Here is a 17,685-nt window from a genome sequence, read left to right as displayed (position 1 = left end):
CCGCATCCTTCTCGCCCCACCGTACCGCCTCGCGCCGCGGCCGTGCGGGGAGCGATGTCGTGTTCACTCAGGGCTGTAAACATCAAAACCCCCCGTTCCGTTCCGTATCCTGTGCCCGCTCATTCCCGGTCTGTTCGCCCGCAAGCTCCTTCAGAAGCAGTGCGAGTACGCTCCGTACACTCTCCATACGAATTTCCGCACGGTCGCCGTTCAACCGCAGGGCCTCCACTTTTCCGCCACCGGCAGAACCAGGGCCCGGCGCGAGGGGGCCGTCGACGGCCACGAACACCGTCCCGACGGGTTGTCCGTCCTGCGGATCGGGGCCCGCGACACCGGTCGTCGCGATGCCCCAGTCGGCTCCCAGGGCCTTGCGCACCCCGGCCGCCATCTGGGCCGCGACCTGCGGATCCACCGCTCCCCGCTGCTCCAGGAGAGTGGCGTCCACCGCCAGCAGCTCGTGCTTGAGCGCGGTGGCGTACGCGGTGACCGAACCCCGGAAGACCTTGGAGGCCCCGGGGACCGTGGTGATCTCCGCCGCCACCAGTCCACCGGTGAGCGACTCCGCCACGGCGAGGCTCTCGCCCTTCACGGTCAGTAGTCGCACCACTTCGGTGGCCGGTGAACTCACGCCTGCTTCTCCCCCAACGCCGCCGCGCGCTCGGCGATTCCCTGCCGGCGCAGCACAATGGCCTGTCTCACGTAGTCGAGGCCGGTGACGACGGTGAGGACGACCGCCGCTGCCATCACCCAGAACCTCAGGCTGGCCAGCCACCCGGTCAGCGCCAGGACGTACATCCCGACGGCCACGCCCTGGGTGAGCGTCTTGAGCTTGCCGCCCCGGCTCGCGGGGATCACGCCGTAGCGGATGACCAGGAAACGCAGCAGGGTGACGCCGAGTTCCCGGCCGAGGATGACGGCCGTGACCCACCACGGCAGATCGCCCAGGGCCGAGAGGCAGACGAGCGCCGCACCCATGATCGCCTTGTCGGCGATGGGATCGGCGATCTTCCCGAAGTCGGTGACCAGGTTGTAGGTGCGCGCCAGATGCCCGTCGAACAGGTCGGTGATCATGGCGACGGCGAAGGCGGCCCAGGCGAGCGAGCGCCAGGCCGGGTCGTAGCCGCCGTCGGCCAGCATCAGCGCCACGAATCCGGGCACGAGCAGCAGCCGCAGCATCGTCAGCAGATTGGCGACGTTCCAGACGCTCGCCTGGTTGACGGCAGCGGCCGTCAGCTTGCCGCCGCGCGCGGGCCGCGTGTCCTCCGACTCCGCGGACCGGCCCGCGTGGCCGGTGACCGGGCCGGTGACCCCGGAGGCGGCGCCGTCGGCAGCGGCGGCGCCCCGGGCGCCCTGCGCGCCGGAGGAGCCGCCCGCGGCGGATGCCGGGACTCCGGTCATCTGCCCGCCTCCTCGCTACACCCGAACGAGCCCGCCAGCGGCTCGGCGACCAGGTCGACGCCTTCCGTGCCGACCACCTTCGCCTCGACCATACGTCCGACGCTCAGGCCCGCGCCGCTCGTGAGCAGCACCTGGCCGTCCGTCTCCGGCGCCTGGTGCGCCGCACGGCCGTACACGCCCTCCTCGTCGTCGACGGACTCCACGAGGACGCTCACGGTCTGCCCGACGCGCTCCTCGGACCGCTGGGAGACGAGCTCCTCGGCGAGCCGGGAGATGTGGGCGAGGCGCTCGGCGACGACGTCCTCGTCGAGCTTGTTCTCGTACGTCGCCGCTTCCGTGCCCTCCTCGTCCGAGTACCCGAAGACACCGATGGCGTCGAGGCGGGCGCCGGTCAGGAAGCGCTCGAGCTCGGCCAGGTCCGCCTCGCTCTCGCCGGGGAAGCCGACGATGAAGTTGGAGCGCACGCCGGCCTCCGGGGCCTTGCTCCGGATGGTGTCGAGCAGCTCCAGGAAGCGGTCGGTGTCGCCGAAGCGGCGCATCGCGCGCAGCACGTCGGGCGCGGAGTGCTGGAAGGACAGGTCGAAGTAGGGGGCGACCTTCGGGGTGGAGGTCAGCACGTCGATCAGGCCGGGGCGCATCTCGGCCGGCTGCAGGTAGCTCACCCGCACCCGCTCGATGCCGTCGACCTCGGCCAGCTCGGGCAGCAGGGACTCCAGCAGGCGGATGTCGCCCAGGTCCTTGCCGTAGGAGGTGTTGTTCTCGGAGACCAGCATGATCTCCTTCACGCCCTGCTCGGCCAGCCAGCGCGTCTCGTTGAGCACGTCGCTGGGGCGGCGGGAGATGAAGGAGCCGCGGAAGGACGGGATGGCGCAGAAGGAGCAGCGCCGGTCGCAGCCGGAGGCGAGCTTGACCGAGGCGACCGGGGAGCCGTCCAGCCGGCGGCGCAGGGGCGCGCGGGGACCGGAGGCGGGCGCGAGGCCCTCCGGGAGGTCGGAGGGGCCGTGGCCGGGCAGCGCGACGGCGGCGGCCGACTCCTGGCGCTCGGCCGGGCTGATCGGCAGCAGCTTGCGGCGGTCGCGCGGGGTGTGGGCGGCGTGGATGCCGCCCGACAGGATGGTCTGCAGGCGGTCGGAGATGTCGGCGTAGTCGTCGAAGCCGAGCACGCCGTCGGCCTCGGGCAGCGCCTCGGCGAGTTCCTTGCCGTACCGCTCGGCCATGCAGCCCACCGCCACGACGGCCTGGGTTCTGCCATGGTCCTTGAGGTCGTTGGCCTCCAGCAGGGCGTCGACGGAGTCCTTCTTGGCGGCTTCGACGAAGCCACAGGTGTTGACCACGGCGACATCGGCGTCCGCGGCGTCCTCGACGAGCTGCCAGCCGTCCGCCTCCAAACGGCCTGCGAGCTCCTCCGAGTCCACCTCGTTACGGGCGCAGCCGAGAGTGACTAGTGCGACGGTACGGCGTTCAGGCATGGGCTCAAGACTACTTTGTCTCACTGACGACCCACGTCGACGGGGTTGGCCGATCCCGGCCAACCCCGTCACATCCGCTCCGCCCGAGGGCCCCTCATCCGGCTTCGGGGTCGCCCTTGGTGTACGTGAGGCGCTCCACGGCGCCGGGCCGGAAGTTGTCCTCGATCTTCTTGCCGTTGACGTACAGCTGGATCGCGCCGGCGTCGCCGAGGATCAGGTTGATCTTGGAGTTGTCCTGGAAGGTCTTGGACTCGCCCTTCTTCAGCAGCCCGTCGAAGAGCATCCGGCCGTTGTGGTCCTTGGCGGAGATCCAGCTGCGTCCGCCCGGCGCGCTGACCCGCACGGTGACCTTGTCCTGCGGGGCGGCCGCGATGGCGCTGTCGGACGCCTCAGGGGTCGGGTCGGCGGGCTTGTCCTTCTTGGGGGTGGGCGAGGCGGCCTTGCCGGGCGTGGTGGTGGCGCCCTCGGCGACCTGCGACTTCGCGTCGTTCCCGTCGCCGCCGCCCTTGAAGGCGGTGAACCCGACGAAACCGACGACGGCGACGATCGCGGCGACCATGGCAGCGGTCCAGTTCGGGCCCCTGCGCTCGGGGCGGATACGTTCCGCCTCGAAGAGGGGGGCCGCCGGGGTCGGCGCGGGCCGTCCACCGTGCTCGGCGTCGAACTGCGCGATCAGTGGTGCGGGGTCGAGGTGCACGGCCCTGGCCAGCGTGCGGATGTGCCCGCGCGCGTACACGTCACCGCCGCAGGGGGCGAAGTCGTCCGCCTCGATGGCGTGCACGATGGCGATACGGACACGAGTGGCGCTGCTGACAGCGTCGACGGTGAGCCCGGCCGCGATGCGCGCCTGCTGCAGGGCGCGCCCGACGGAGGTATGGGTTTCCTCGGACATGTCTGGGAACGGACGCTCGTCTTCAGGGGAGTTGCCGATGGACACGGGGGCGCCTTTCGAGCGTGTGAGCCACCTGTGCTGGAGGATCAGTCTAGGGCGGGAGCGAAAGGGTGGGGCAACCGGGCGGTGTACTTGTACGCCAATCGGAAAGGCCGGTCATCCCGACGGCGGGGACAGTCACCTACCCCGTATCGGGGTCGGTAGCTGTCCTTTCGCTCAACTTGACGTACAGCAAAGGGAAACGGTTGCCCGCTTCTCTCTAACGGGTGGATCACGGTCGTGCCGCCAGCCGGCGTAACCCGACACGCCGGGTTCCACACGCCGGGCGGGCAACCGGCCCACTCCGCTCCACCGGCCCCGCCCGGCCCTTCCCGGCCCTTCCGGTCCGCCCGGACCTCCCGCTCGGCGAGGTCGGGGCGCCCCGTGCGACCTATCCGTCGGACTCCCCGCGGATCACCGCGAGCACGCCGTCCAGCTCGTCGGGCTTCACGAGGACGTCACGCGCCTTCGAGCCCTCGCTGGGTCCGACGATGTTGCGGGACTCCATGAGGTCCATCAGCCGGCCCGCCTTGGCGAAGCCGACGCGCAGCTTGCGCTGGAGCATGGACGTCGACCCGAACTGGGTGGAGACCACCAGCTCGGCCGCCTGGCACAGCAGGTCGAGGTCGTCGCCGATGTCCTCGTCGATCTCCTTCTTCTGCTTGGTGCCCACGGTGACGTCGTCCCGGAAGACGGGCGCCATCTGGTCCTTGCAGTGCTGGACGACGGCGGCGACCTCGGCCTCGGTCACGAACGCGCCCTGCATACGGGTCGGCTTGCTCGCGCCCATCGGCAGGAACAGCCCGTCGCCCTTGCCGATCAGCTTCTCGGCGCCGGGCTGGTCGAGGATGACCCGGGAGTCGGCGAGCGAGGAGGTGGCGAACGCCAGCCGCGAGGGCACGTTGGCCTTGATGAGGCCGGTGACCACGTCGACCGAGGGGCGCTGGGTCGCCAGCACCAGGTGGATGCCGGCGGCGCGCGCGAGCTGCGTGATGCGCACGATCGCGTCCTCGACGTCCCGCGGGGCGACCATCATCAGGTCGGCCAGCTCGTCCACGATCACCAGCAGGTACGGGTACGGCTGCAGCTCCCGCTCGCTGCCCTCCGGCGGCTTGACCTTGCCCTCGCGGACGGCCCGGTTGAAGTCGTCGATGTGCCGGAAGCCGTACGCGGCGAGGTCGTCGTAGCGCAGGTCCATCTCGCGCACGACCCACTGCAGGGCCTCCGCGGCCCGCTTGGGGTTGGTGATGATCGGCGTGATCAGGTGCGGGATGCCCTCGTACGCGGTCAGCTCGACGCGCTTGGGGTCGACCAGGATCATCCGGACGTCCTCCGGGGTCGCCCGCATCATGACCGAGGTGATCAGGCAGTTGATGCAGGACGACTTGCCGGAGCCGGTGGCGCCGGCGACCAGCATGTGCGGCATCTTCGCCAGCGAGTGCATCACGTACCCGCCCTCGACGTCCTTGCCGAAGGCGACCAGCATCGGGTCGTCGTCCTCGGCGGACTCCGCGAGGCGCAGCACGTCACCGAGGTTGACCATCTCCCGGTCGGTGTTCGGGATCTCGATGCCGACCGCGGACTTGCCCGGGATGGGGCTGATGATCCGCACGTCGGGGCTGGCGACGGCGTAGGCGATGTTCTTGGTGAGCGCGGTGATCCGCTCGACCTTCACGGCGGGGCCGAGCTGGACCTCGTAGCGGGTGACGGTCGGGCCCCGGGTGAAGCCGGTGACGTCGGCGTCCACCTTGAACTCGGAGAAGACGGTGCGCAGGGAGTCGACGATCGCGTCGTTGGCCGCGCTGCGCGCCTTGCCGGGCCCGCCGCGGGTGAGCAGGTCGAGCGCCGGCAGCCCGTAGGTGATGTCCCCGGCGAGCTGGAGCTGCTCCGCGCGCGGGGGCAGCTCGCGGGGTGCGTCGGGGGCCGATTTCGTGAGGTCGGGAACGCTCGCGACCTGGACGGTCTCCCGCTCGGGCCGCGCGGCGGGCGCGGGAACCGGCGCGGACGCCGGTGCCGGGGTGGACGCGGGCGCCGGGTCGGGGGCGGCCGCCGGGGTGGGCACGGGTGTGGTGTCCTCCCGCTCCCCCACACCGACCCCCTGGGTGAGGTCGGCGACGAGCGGCGACGGCGGCATGCCGTGCATGACGGCGCCGTCGAGGGCGGCCGCGGCGGCCGCCGCGACGTCCACGGCGTCCATCCGGCGCTGCGGGTCGGGCTGCGGCACCGCGGACCGCCTGGGGCGGCCGCGGCGCTGCGAGAGGGCCTCCTCCTCGGCGCCGTCGGGGTCGTACCCCTGAGGGGCGCCCTGGCGCCTGCGCGGGCGCGCGGGCAGCGCCTCGCGCCACTGCTCGTCGTAGCGCTCGTCGTCCTCTGAGGTCTCGTACTCCTCCGGGTCGGGCAGCAGCCCCAGCCGCACGCCGAGCGCGCGCAGCCGCTGCGGGATGGCGTTGACGGGGGTGGCGGTGACCACGAGCAGTCCGAAGACGGTCAGCAGCACCAGCAGCGGTACGGCGAGCACGTCGCTCACGGTGTACGTCAGCGGGGTCGCCGCCGCCCAGCCGATCAGGCCGCCGGCGTCCCTTATGGCCTGCATGCCGTCGCTGCGGGCGGGCGAGCCGCAGGCGATGTGGACCTGGCCGAGCACGCCGATGGCGAGGGCGGACAGGCCGATCACGATGCGGCCGTTGGCCTCCGGCTTCTCCGGGTGCCGGATGAATCGCACCGCGATCACCGCGAGCAGTATCGGCACCAGCAGGTCGAGCCGGCCGAAGGCGCCGGTGACCAGGATCTCCACCAGGTCGCCGACCGGACCGCGCAGATCGGCCCAGGTGCCGGCGGCGACGATCAGCGCGATGCCGAACAGCAGCAGCGCCACGCCGTCCTTGCGGTGCGCCGGGTCGAGGTTGCGCGCGCCCTGCCCTATGCCACGGAAGACGGCGCCGACGGCGTGCGCCAGGCCCAGCCACAGGGCGCGCACCACGCGGTACAGGCCCCCGGTCGGGCTCGGTGCCGGCCGGGGCGGCGCGGCCTTCCTGGCCGGGGCCTTCCTCGCGGGCGCCTTCTTGGCGGGGGCTTTCCTGGCGGCGGCCTTCCGCGCCGGAGCCTTCGACGGAGCGGCCGCCTTCTTGGCGGGCTTCTTGGCTGCGGAGGGACGTGAGGCCATGGGTGTGAGGTTACCGGGGGAGACGACGGCGGACACGTGTGCCCGCCCCCGAGTTCTCGACTTCGCTCGAACAGGGGCGCCCGTCGGCTTCACCCGTTCGTGTCCCCCTTGCGGGGGCGCGGAACTGACGCACGCTCACGGACAACTGTGCTCCGGGCGCGCGTCAGTTCTGCGGCGGCATCGACGCGGCACCGCCGGCCGTGCCCGGTTCCAGCGCGTCGAGCGCCCGGCGCAACCCCGTGAGTTTGCGTTCGAGATGGGCTGCCGTGGCCACCGCGGCCGCGTCCGCCGACTCGTCGTCCAACTGCTTGGACAGCGCTTCCGCCTGCTCCTCCACCGCCGCGAGCCGCGCCGACAGCTCCGCGAGCAGCCCGGCGGACTCCTTGCCGCCCACCGCGTTCTTGCCGCCGCCCTCCAACTGGAGCCTGAGCAGCGCCGCCTGCTCCCGCAGCTGGCAGTTCTTCATGTACAGCTCGACGAAGACCGAGACCTTGGCACGCAGCACCCACGGGTCGAACGGTTTCGAGATGTAGTCCACCGCGCCCGCCGCGTAACCCCGGAAGGTGTGGTGGGGGCCGTGGTTGATCGCGGTCAGGAAGATGATCGGGATGTCCCGTGTCCGCTCCCGCCGCTTGATGTGCGCGGCCGTCTCGAACCCGTCCATGCCCGGCATCTGGACATCCAGCAGAATGACCGCGAAATCGTCCGTGAGCAGTGCCTTGAGCGCTTCCTCCCCGGACGATGCCCGCACCAGTGTCTGATCGAGCGCAGAGAGGATGGCCTCCAGCGCCAGCAGATTCTCCGGCCGGTCATCGACCAGGAGGATCTTGGCCTTCTGCACCATGGCCCGCCCTCCTCGCCCCGGCGGTACACCGGGCGCCGCCCCAGGGGACGACTCCCTTTCGCCGTCCGTCCTTGTGCCGGTCATCGTAGCCGCACCCCGCCTGTCGCCACACCCTGTCACCGCGATGTCACTGTGCACACAAGGGAAACGCGGCGGGAGACCGGAAGGTTCCCGGAATCCGCGATTCCCGCACGCGCCCGGAGCCCCCGCACCGGCGACTCCGCGCGCACACCCCGGGTTCCCACCCCGTTCACGTTCGCACCGGTCAACCCGTCACTCCGCCCCCATCCACTGCCGCATGACCGCCAGCAGATGATCGGGGTCGACCGGCTTGGTCACGTAGTCGGAGGCACCCGACTCGATCGCCTTCTCCCGGTCGCCCTTCATGGCCTTCGCGGTCAGCGCGATGATCGGCAACCCGGCGAACTGCGGCATCCGGCGGATCGCCGTCGTCGTCGCGTACCCGTCCATCTCGGGCATCATGATGTCCATCAGCACGACCGCCACGTCGTCGTGCTGTTCGAGCACCTCGATGCCCTCCCGGCCGTTCTCGGCGTACAGCACCGAAAGACCGTGCTGCTCCAGGACGCTGGTGAGCGCGAACACGTTGCGGATGTCGTCGTCGACGATCAGCACCTTCTCCCCGCCGAACCGCACCGCGCGGGCCGGCTCGGGCGCACTCTCCTGCTCGGCGACCGTCGTCCACTGCTCGGGCCGCTGCTCGGCCGGCGGCAGACTCCGGCGCCGGCGCCGGAAGAGCGCGGCCGCCCCGTTCTGCGTCTCCCGGTACGACTTCACCTCGGCCGGCGTCACGATCTCCGCGGCGGACAGCTCCGAGGACAGCCGCGCCTCGGAGGCGACCAGCTCACCGGCCTCCAGCGGGGTCACCGACTGCTGGTAGCCCTGCGGCGGCAGCTCGCTCGGGTGCAGCGGCAGGTACAGCGTGAACGTCGAACCGCGGCCCGGCTCGCTCTGCGCGTGGATCTCACCGCCGAGCAGCTGCGCGATCTCCCGCGAGATCGACAGACCGAGGCCGGTGCCGCCGTACTTGCGGCTGGTCGTGCCGTCCGCCTGCTTGAACGCCTCGAAGATCACCCGCATCTTGCTGGCCGCGATGCCGATGCCCGTGTCGGTCACCGAGAACGCGATCAGGTCGGCCTGCGGATCGGAGAGCGAACCGGCCTCCAGCAACTGCTCCCGGATCTTCTGCGGCACGTCCACGCCCGCGGGCCGGATCACCAGCTCCACCGACCCGGAGTCGGTGAACTTCACCGCGTTCGACAGCAGGTTGCGCAGCACCTGCAGCAGCCGCTGCTCGTCGGTGTGCAGGGTCGCCGGCAGCTCGGGGGACACCCGCACCGACAGGTCGAGGCCCTTCTCCGCGGTCAGCGGCCGGAAGGTCGCCTCCACGTAGTCCACGAGCTGGACGAGCGCGATGCGCGTCGGGGAGACGTCCATCTTGCCCGCCTCGACCTTCGACAGGTCGAGGATGTCGTTGATCAGCTGGAGCAGGTCGGAACCGGCGCCGTGGATCGTCTCCGCGAACTCCACCTGCTTCGGCGACAGGTTCCCCTCGGCGTTGTCGGCGAGCAGCTTCGCCAGGATCAGCAGCGAGTTGAGCGGAGTGCGCAGCTCGTGCGACATGTTCGCCAGGAACTCGCTCTTGTAGCGCATCGACACCGCGAGTTGCTCGGCGCGCTCCTCCAGGACCTGCCGGGCCTCCTCGATCTCGGTGTTCTTCACCTCGATGTCCCGGTTCTGCCGGGCCAGCAGCTCCGCCTTCTCCTCCAGTTCGGCGTTGGAGGCCTGCAGCGCCTTCTGCCGGTTCTCCAACTCCGCCGACCGCTCCCGCAGTTGCTCGGTCAGCTCCTGCGACTGCTTCAGCAGCTGCTCGGTCTTGGTGTTGACCGAGATGGTGTTGACGCTGGTCGCGATCATCTCGGCGATCTGGTTCAGGAAGTCCTTCTGGATCTGCGTGAACGGCGTGAAGGACGCCAGCTCGATCACCCCGAGCACCGTGCCCTCGAACAGCACCGGCAACACGATCACCTGCGCCGGCGGCGCCTCCCCGAGCCCCGAGGAGATCTTCAGGTAGCCGCTGGGCGCGTTCTCCACCAGGATCGTGCGCCGCTCCTCGGCGGCCGTGCCGATGAGCGCCTCACCCGGCCGGAACGACGTCGGCATGGAGCCCATCGAGTAGCCGTACGAGCCGAGCATCCGCAGTTCGTACTGCTCCCCGGACTCACCGCTGATGTCCTGGCCCTCCATCAGCGGCATCGCCACGAAGAACGCCCCGTGCTGCGCGGACACCACCGGCGTCAGCTCGCTCATGATCAGCGAGGCCACGTCCTCCAGGTCCCGGCGGCCCTGCATCAGCGCGGAGATGCGGGCCAGGTTGCCCTTGAGCCAGTCCTGCTCCTTGTTGGCGATCGTGGTGTCGCGCAGGTTGGCGATCATCTTGTTGATGTAGTCCTGCAGCTCCTGGATCTCGCCGGACGCGTCGACGTCGATCTTCAGGTTCAGGTCGCCCCGGGTGACCGCGGTCGCCACGCGCGCGATGGCCCGCACCTGCCGCGTCAGGTTCCCGGCCATCTCGTTCACCGACTCGGTGAGGTCCCGCCAGGTGCCGTCGACGTCACGCACGCGTGCCTGACCGCCGAGCTGCCCTTCGGTGCCCACCTCGCGGGCCACCCGGGTGACCTCCTCGGCGAAGCTGGAGAGCTGGTCGACCATCGTGTTGATCGTCGTCTTCAGTTCGAGGATCTCACCGCGCGCGTCGATGTCGATCTTCTTCGTCAGATCACCCTTGGCGATGGCCGTGGTGACCATCGCGATGTTGCGCACCTGACCGGTCAGGTTGGACGCCATCTGGTTCACCGACTCGGTGAGGTCCTTCCAGGTGCCGGCCACCCCCGGCACATGCGCCTGACCGCCCAGGATGCCGTCCGTGCCCACCTCACGGGCCACCTTGGTGACCTGGTCGGCGAACGAACTCAGCGTCTTCACCATCGTGTTGATCGTGTCCGCGAGCTGCGCGACCTCACCGCTCGCCTCGATCGTCACCTGCCGGGTCAGATCGCCGTTGGCGACGGCCGCGGCCACCTGCGAGATGTTCCGCACCTGCATGGTCAGGTTGTTGGCCATCAGGTTGACGTTGTTGCTCAGGTCCTTCCAGATGCCCGTGACGCCCGGCACGTGCGCCTGGCCGCCCAGGATGCCCTCGGTGCCCACCTCACGGGCCACCCGGGTCACCTGCTCGGCGAAGCTGGAGAGCTGGTCCACCATCGTGTTGACCGTCGTGACGAGTTCGAGGATCTCGCCCTTCGCGTCCACGGTGATCTTCTTCGACAGGTCGCCCTTGGCGACCGCCGTCGTGACCTCGGCGATGTTGCGCACCTGGATCGTCAGGTTGTTCGCCATGAAGTTCACGGACTGCGTGAGGTCCTTCCAGGTGCCCGAGACACCCTGCACCTCCGCCTGGCCGCCGAGCATGCCCTCCGTGCCCACCTCACGGGCCACCCGCGTGACCTCCTGGGCGAACGACGACAGCTGGTCCACCATCGTGTTCAGGGTGTTCTTCAGCTCCAGGATCTCGCCGCGCGCGTCCACGGTGATCTTCTGGGACAGGTCACCGCGGGCCACCGCCGTGGCGACCTGGGCGATGTTGCGCACCTGGGCGGTGAGGTTCCCGGCCATGCCGTTCACCGAGTCCGTCAGGTCACGCCACACACCGGCCACGCCCGGTACCTGCGCCTGACCGCCGAGCCGCCCCTCCGTGCCCACGTCCCGCGAGACCCGGGTCACCTGGTCGGCGAAGGCCGAGAGCTGGTCGACCATCGTGTTGATCGTGTTCTTGAGCTCCAGGATCTCGCCGCGCGCGTCGACGTCGATCTTCTGCGACAGGTCACCACGCGCCACCGCCGTCGTCACCTGGGCGATCTGCCGCACCTGCGAGGTGAGGTTCCCGGCCATGAAGTTGACGGAGTCCGTCAGCTCCTTCCAGGTGCCCGACACCCCGTCCACCCGCGCCTGACCGCCGAGCCGGCCCTCCGTGCCCACGTCCCGCGCCATCCGCGTGACCTGGTCGGCGAAGCTCGACAGCTGGTCCACCATCGTGTTCACGGTGTTCTTCAGCTGGAGCATCTCGCCGGACACGTCCACGGTGACCTTCTGCGACAGGTCACCGTTGGCCACCGCCGTCGTCACCTGGGCGATGTTGCGCACCTGCCCGGTCAGGTTGCGGAACGCGGTGTTGACGGAGTCCGTGAGGTCCTTCCAGGTCCCCGCCGCCCCCGGCACCTGCGCCTGACCGCCCAGCTCACCCTCGACACCGACCTCGCGCGCGACCCGCGTCACCTCGGCGCCGAACGACGACAGCTGGTCCACCATGCCGTTGACGGTGTTCTTCAGCTCCAGCATCTCGCCGGCCACGTCCACGGTGACCTTCTGCGACAGGTCACCGCTCGCCACCGCCGTCGTCACGGCGGCGATGTCCCTCACCTGTGTGGTCAGATTCCGGAACACCGTGTTGACGGAGTCGGTGAGGTCCTTCCAGGTGCCGGCGACGCCCGGCACGGTCGCCTGGCCGCCCAGCCGTCCCTCGGCACCGACCTCGTTGGCCACCCGCGTGACCTCGTCCGCGAAGATCCGCAGCGTCTCGGTCATCTGGTTGATCGTCTCGGCCAGCTGCGCGACCTCGCCGCGCGCCGGCACGGTCACCTTCTGCGACAGATCACCGTTGGCCACCGCCGTGGTGACCTGAGCGATCCCGCGCACCTGCGCCGTCAGGTTGCCGGCCATCAGGTTCACCGAGTCGGTGAGTTCCTTCCAGGTGCCGTCCACCCCCGGCACATGCGCCTGACCACCGAGAATGCCGTCCGTGCCGACCTCACGCGCGACCCGCGTCACCTCCGAGGAGAACGCGGAGAGCTGGTCGACCATCGTGTTGACGGTGTTCTTCAGCTCCAGCATCTCGCCGGCGACGTGCACGGTGACCTTGCGCGACAGGTCGCCCTTGGCCACCGCGGTGGTCACCAGGGCGATGTCCCGCACCTGCGCCGTCAGCCGCGACGCCATCGTGTTGACGGAGTCCGTGAGGTCCTTCCACGAACCGGACAGCCCCCGCACGCGTGCCTGCCCGCCGAGCTTGCCCTCCGTGCCGACCTCGCTGGCCACCCGCGTGACCTCGTCGGTGAACGTCGACAACTGGTCGACCAGGTTGTTGACGGTACGGCCGACCTTCAGGAACTCGCCCCGCAGCGGGTGCCCGGAGCCGTCCGGCGCCTGGGTGCGCAGGTCCATGCGCGGCGAGAGATCACCTTCGGCGACCGCCGTCAGGACCCGGCTGACCTCCGAGACCGGCCACACCAGATCGTCGACCAGCGCGTTGGAGTTGTCGATCGCGTTCGCCCACGAGCCCTCGCAGGCACCCGTCTCCAGCCGCTCCGTGAGCTTGCCCTCACGCCCCACCATGCGCCGCACCCGCGACAGCTCACCGGTCAGGTGCAGATTGCGGTCGGCCACCTCGTTGAACACCGCCGCGATCTCCGACATCACGCCGTCGCCGGAGACCGTGAGCCGCTTGCGGAAGTTCCCGTCGCGCATCGCCACCAGGGCGGCCCGCAGGCGGTTCAGGGCAGCCGTGTCCACGGCGGTGGTGCCGCCGCCGTTCCTGCCCAGGGACGGTCCGCCTTTCGCGCGCGTCTTCGTGCCCCGCGTCGCTGCGCCAGACTCCACTGTGTCCCTCCCGAAGGGGTAGACCGTTACTGCTGTGCCACTGCCGTGCCCGGCCACGCCGGCCCGGTCCGCCGGATCCCGGCCTACCGGTTACTTCCGCGTACCCGTTACCCATGAGTATTTCTGTCAGACGAGATCCGGACACACCAGGGGCTGCTGCCCGCCGTACACGGAACACACGCAGCATGACCGGACCTTCGTCAGAAGCTTGCCCAGTGTTTCACCCCGGCCGAACCAGGCCATAACAGTTCGGCAGCTTCGCACATCGTCCGCACACCCTGGGGGCGTAATCACCGGCGACCGGCATCCACGGGGACGGGGAAGGTAAGTAACCTTGCATGCGGCTGTCCAGCCGCACCGGTCCCACCGGCCTGGGCGGTGGCACGAGAACGAGCGGGCATCGGAGGGGCGGCCGCAGACCATGACCACCGGAGTGATCCCCGAGGGACTTCCCCCGGAGCCACGGCCGACGGGCGAGCTGATGCCGCAGCAGCGGCGCGAGCCGGCCGGCCCCGCAGCCCTGCACGCAGACAACCGGCCGAGGAGTTTTGTGATCACCGCGCGCGCGGCCGCCAGTTTCGAGCCCGTCGGGCGATCGGTCGCGACCGCCCGGTCCTTCGTCCGCGACACCCTCCAGGGCTGGGGCTTCGCTGACGTCGTCGACGACGCCGTGGTCCTCACCAGCGAACTGGTCACCAACGCGGTCGTGCACGCGGGCACCCACGCCGAGGTGCTCTGCCTGCGCACCGAGGACGGCGTGCGCGTCGAGGTCTCCGACCGCTACCCCGAGCGCGAGGTCCCCGTCCAGGGCTCGCCCGCCGCCATGGGCAGCCCCGACCGGGAGGGCGGACGCGGCCTGCAGCTGTGCGCGGCCCTGGCCGCCCGCTGGGGCGTGGACTACACACCCACCCACAAGAACGTCTGGTTCCAGCTCGACCTGCCCGAACGTCCGGTCGGCACCCGCGCCGCCGGCCCCTCGCTGCCCGCCGAACTGCTCCCGCTGGCCGACGGCCGGGTCCGCGTCGCCGTCCTGCAGATCGACCGCAAGGGCACGATCAACGCCTGGAACGAGGACGCGGAGGAGCTGTTCGGCTACCCGGCGGCCGAGGTCATCGGCAGGCCCCTCACCGACCTCGCCGCCTGGCCGCACACCCCCGGCACCGGCACCGGCGTCGCCGAGGCGCTCCAGCTCTCCCGATGGGAGGGCAGTTACGGCATCCGCGGCGCCGACGGACGGGTGGCCCAGGTCTACGCCTCCCACCTCAGGGTCCGCGACACCGGCGGCGAGCCGTCCACCGTGTGCCTGCTGGTCCGGGACCACGAGCGCGCCGTCCTGCAGACCCCGCAGCGCGTCCCCGCGGGCGACCAGGCGACCGCCTCCGACGGCCAGAACGCCGACCCGTTCGAGGTCTTCATCGGCTCCCCCGCCCCGGACGACCTAGACGGCCTGCTGCAGCGCACGGTCGAACGGGCCCGCGACATGCTCGACGGCGACTCCGCCTTCCTGCTCCTGGCCACCGACGACGAGACCGAGCTCGAGGTCCGCGCCTCCACCGGCCTGCCCTCCGCCCGCCAGCGCTTCGCCCGCGTCCCCGTGGAGGCCGGCCCCGGCCGCTACGGCTCCGCCCGCATGCCGGCCGTCCACGACGACCTCAACGCCGTGCCCGGCGCCGTACCGCTGCTCAACGGCACCGGCATGCGCTCGGTCGTCACGGTCCCGCTGAAGGTCGAGGGCCGCCTCACCGGCTCCCTCGGCGTCGCGGCCGAGGCACCGGGCCGGTACTCCAACGAGGAGGCACTGCGCCTGCAGTTCGCCGCCGACCGCATCGCCCTGGCCGTGGAGTCGGCCCGCCTCGGCGAACTGGAACGGCTGCGCCGCGGCTCCCTGAGCTTCCTGGTCGAGGCCTCCGACCTGCTCGCCGGCACCCTGGACCGGGACCAGACGCTGGCCCTGATGGCCCAGATGACCGTGCCGACCCTAGCCACCTGGTGCGCGGTCTACACGATCGCCGACCAGGCCTCCGAGCCCTACCTCTCGTACGTGCTGCACGAGGACGAGGAACTCATCGACGGCATCAAGTCCTTGCTGTCGAAGGTCGCCCCGCCCGATCCGGTGCCCACGCCCGGCGCCCGCGTCTGGACCACCCCGGGCGAGGTCGCCCACCAGGCGGCCCTGCGCAGCTCCATGCGCAGCCTCGGCCTGTCCGGCGGCCCCACGCGCCAGCTCGCCTCGGGCATCGGCCCGACCCTCACCACGGCCTCCGCGGTCGGCGGTGAGACGGTGGTCCTGCCGCTGGTCGCCCGCAACCGCGTGATCGGCATGCTCACTCTCGGCAAGCCCACGGACGAGCACTTCCGGCAGGAAATCCTGGAACTGGCCGAGGACTTGTCCCGCCGGGCCGCGCTCGCCCTGGACAACGCCCGCCTGTACTCGGAACGCACCGCGATCAGCCAGGCCCTCCAGCGCAGCCTGCTCCCGCCCGGCCTGCCGCAGATCGACGGCGTCGAGGTCGAGGTCATCTACCGCGCGGCCGGCGAGGGCAACGAGGTCGGCGGTGACTTCTACGACCTCTTCCCCATCGGCAACGGCGCCTACGGCTTCGCCATCGGCGACGTCTGCGGCACCGGACCGAACGCGGCGGCGGTCACGGGCCTGGCCCGGCACGCGCTGCGCCTGCTGGCCCGCGAGGGCCTGTCCGGCCCCGCGGTGCTGGAGCGCCTCAACTCCGCGATCCTCGACGAGGGCGACCGCAGCCGCTTCCTCACCCTGCTCTACGGCGAGATGCGGCCCCAGGAGGACGGCAGCGCCGAACTGAAGGTGGTCTGCGCGGGCCACCCGCTCCCGCTGCGCCTGCGCCAGGACGGCACGGTGGTCCCGGCGGCCGAACCCCAGCCGCTGCTCGGCGTCATCGAGGACCTGGAACTGTACGAGGAGACGGTCACCCTCGACCCGGGCGACGTCCTGCTGTGCGTCACGGACGGCGTCACCGAACGCCGTGAGGGCACCCGCATGCTGGGCGACGACGGCCTCGCCGACGTCCTGACCACGTGTACGGGTCTGACGGCGGGCGCGGTCGCGGCACGCATCATGCGCGCCGTGGAGCGCTTCGCGTCCGACGCGCCCTCGGACGACATGGCGATCCTGGCGATGCGGGTCCCGGGGCTGCATCACGACTGAGGCCCCCCGGGCCCGCCCGGACACACCGAAAAGGCCCCGCCCATAAGGGCGAGGCCTTTTTCTAAGAGCCCCCAAACGGAATCGAACCGTTGACCTTCTCCTTACCATGGAGACGCTCTGCCGACTGAGCTATGGGGGCCTGTCGCTTTCGAGGTTTCCCTCGCGGCAACAAGAAAACCATACCCTGAACAGGCCGCATTTCCCAAACTCGTTCGGCGGCGGTCAGAAGGCGGGCTGGAGCAGTCCGCCGAGGGCGTTGCACGCGGACACGATGCGCTGCATCTCGCGTTTGGTCAGTGCGGCGTCCACGGGCAGCGCGAGCGTCTCGTCCGCGGCCCGCTCGGTCTCCGGCAGCGTCACGCAGCGCCGGAACTCGGGCAGCCGGTGCACGGGTGTCTTCACCGGCACACGGCAGGCAACTCCCCTGGCCCGCAGGGCCCGTGCGAAGGCGTCCCGGTCCGGCCGGCCGTTGCCCGGCACCCGCACCACGTACTGCTGGTAGCTGTGCCCGTCACCACCGTCTGGCGTGCGCACGCCCTTCAGCTTGGCGTCGAGGTAGGCGGCCCGCTCCCTGCGCTGCGCCATCTCGTCGTACGGCGCCTCGGACTCGCCCTGTTCCAGGACGAGCACCCCGTGCCGCCGGCCCAGCTCGCGCAGCCGCGTGATGTCGGCACACCGGCCGAAGCGGTGTACGACAACGACGGCCGCCGTACGCGGAGTTACGGCCGCTTCGACGGCGGACGGGTCCAGGCAGTAGGTGGCCGGATCTATGTCGGCGAACACGGGGAGCGCACCCACGAGGCTCACGGCCTCGGCCAGCTCGACGTTCCCGAAGGCCGGTACGACGACCTCGTCACCGGCTCCGACGCCGGCGGCCCTGAGCATTGCAGCAGTACCCATGGCTGCGATGCTGAGCGCGCAACGTGAACTTGAAGTTACGCATACCAAAAAAGGGTCGGACCCTGA

At 70.7% G+C, this 17,685-nt stretch carries 9 protein-coding genes and 1 tRNA gene; 1 reads left to right on the top strand and 9 read right to left on the bottom strand.

Features of this window, described 5'->3' with window-relative positions:
* Window positions 1–82 precede the first annotated feature (82 nt).
* The 7 genes from B446_RS27050 to B446_RS27020 all read right to left on the bottom strand — a co-directional run bounded on the left by B446_RS27050 (window position 83) and on the right by B446_RS27020 (window position 13,541).
* Window positions 83–628 carry a CinA family protein gene (locus B446_RS27050; RefSeq protein WP_020942605.1) on the bottom strand — a complete coding sequence of 182 codons (546 nt, stop codon included), beginning with the start codon at window positions 626–628 and terminating at the stop codon, window positions 83–85.
* Window positions 625–1,398, bottom strand: a complete 774-nt coding sequence (gene pgsA / locus B446_RS27045; RefSeq protein WP_020942604.1) for a CDP-diacylglycerol--glycerol-3-phosphate 3-phosphatidyltransferase — start codon at window positions 1,396–1,398, stop codon at window positions 625–627. The genes B446_RS27050 and pgsA overlap by 4 nt, the downstream gene beginning before the upstream one ends.
* Window positions 1,395–2,867 carry a 30S ribosomal protein S12 methylthiotransferase RimO gene (gene rimO / locus B446_RS27040; protein WP_078614814.1) on the bottom strand — a complete coding sequence of 491 codons (1,473 nt, stop codon included), beginning with the start codon at window positions 2,865–2,867 and terminating at the stop codon, window positions 1,395–1,397. Before rimO ends, pgsA begins: the two co-directional genes overlap by 4 nt.
* A 94-nt stretch (window positions 2,868–2,961) precedes the next feature.
* The gene (locus B446_RS27035; RefSeq protein ID WP_043476514.1) at window positions 2,962–3,804 is read right to left on the bottom strand and encodes a helix-turn-helix domain-containing protein; all 843 of its coding nucleotides are present in this window, start codon (window positions 3,802–3,804) and stop codon (window positions 2,962–2,964) included.
* Window positions 3,805–4,189: 385 nt separating this feature from the next.
* Entirely contained in the window at window positions 4,190–6,961 is a 2,772-nt protein-coding gene (locus B446_RS27030) for a DNA translocase FtsK (protein WP_043476513.1), read from the bottom strand.
* A 163-nt stretch (window positions 6,962–7,124) separates the two neighbouring features.
* Window positions 7,125–7,805, bottom strand: a complete 681-nt coding sequence (locus B446_RS27025; protein ID WP_020942600.1) for a response regulator — start codon at window positions 7,803–7,805, stop codon at window positions 7,125–7,127.
* 273 nt (window positions 7,806–8,078) lie between these two features.
* The gene (locus tag B446_RS27020) at window positions 8,079–13,541 is read right to left on the bottom strand and encodes a HAMP domain-containing protein (protein WP_106960623.1); all 5,463 of its coding nucleotides are present in this window, start codon (window positions 13,539–13,541) and stop codon (window positions 8,079–8,081) included.
* 421 nt (window positions 13,542–13,962) lie between these two features.
* On the opposite strand from B446_RS27020, the gene B446_RS27015 reads away from it, so the two are divergent.
* A complete protein-coding gene (locus B446_RS27015; RefSeq protein ID WP_043476512.1) occupies window positions 13,963–16,719 on the top strand; it encodes a SpoIIE family protein phosphatase in 2,757 nt (918 codons plus the stop codon).
* Between the two features lie 66 nt (window positions 16,720–16,785).
* Here B446_RS27015 and B446_RS27010 read toward each other — a convergent pair.
* Together B446_RS27010 and B446_RS27005 are read right to left on the bottom strand one after the other, a co-directional pair.
* Window positions 16,786–16,858, bottom strand: a tRNA-Thr gene (locus B446_RS27010).
* Between the two features lie 83 nt (window positions 16,859–16,941).
* The gene (locus B446_RS27005) at window positions 16,942–17,604 is read right to left on the bottom strand and encodes a DegT/DnrJ/EryC1/StrS family aminotransferase (RefSeq protein ID WP_020942597.1); all 663 of its coding nucleotides are present in this window, start codon (window positions 17,602–17,604) and stop codon (window positions 16,942–16,944) included.
* Between the last annotated feature and the right edge of the window lie 81 nt (window positions 17,605–17,685).

The organism is Streptomyces collinus Tu 365 (assembly GCF_000444875.1).
GTDB classification, from domain to species: Bacteria; Actinomycetota; Actinomycetes; order Streptomycetales; family Streptomycetaceae; genus Streptomyces; species Streptomyces collinus_A.
The sequence above is the reverse complement of the archived record's forward strand: the minus strand, read 5'-3'. Positions and strand labels throughout refer to the sequence as shown.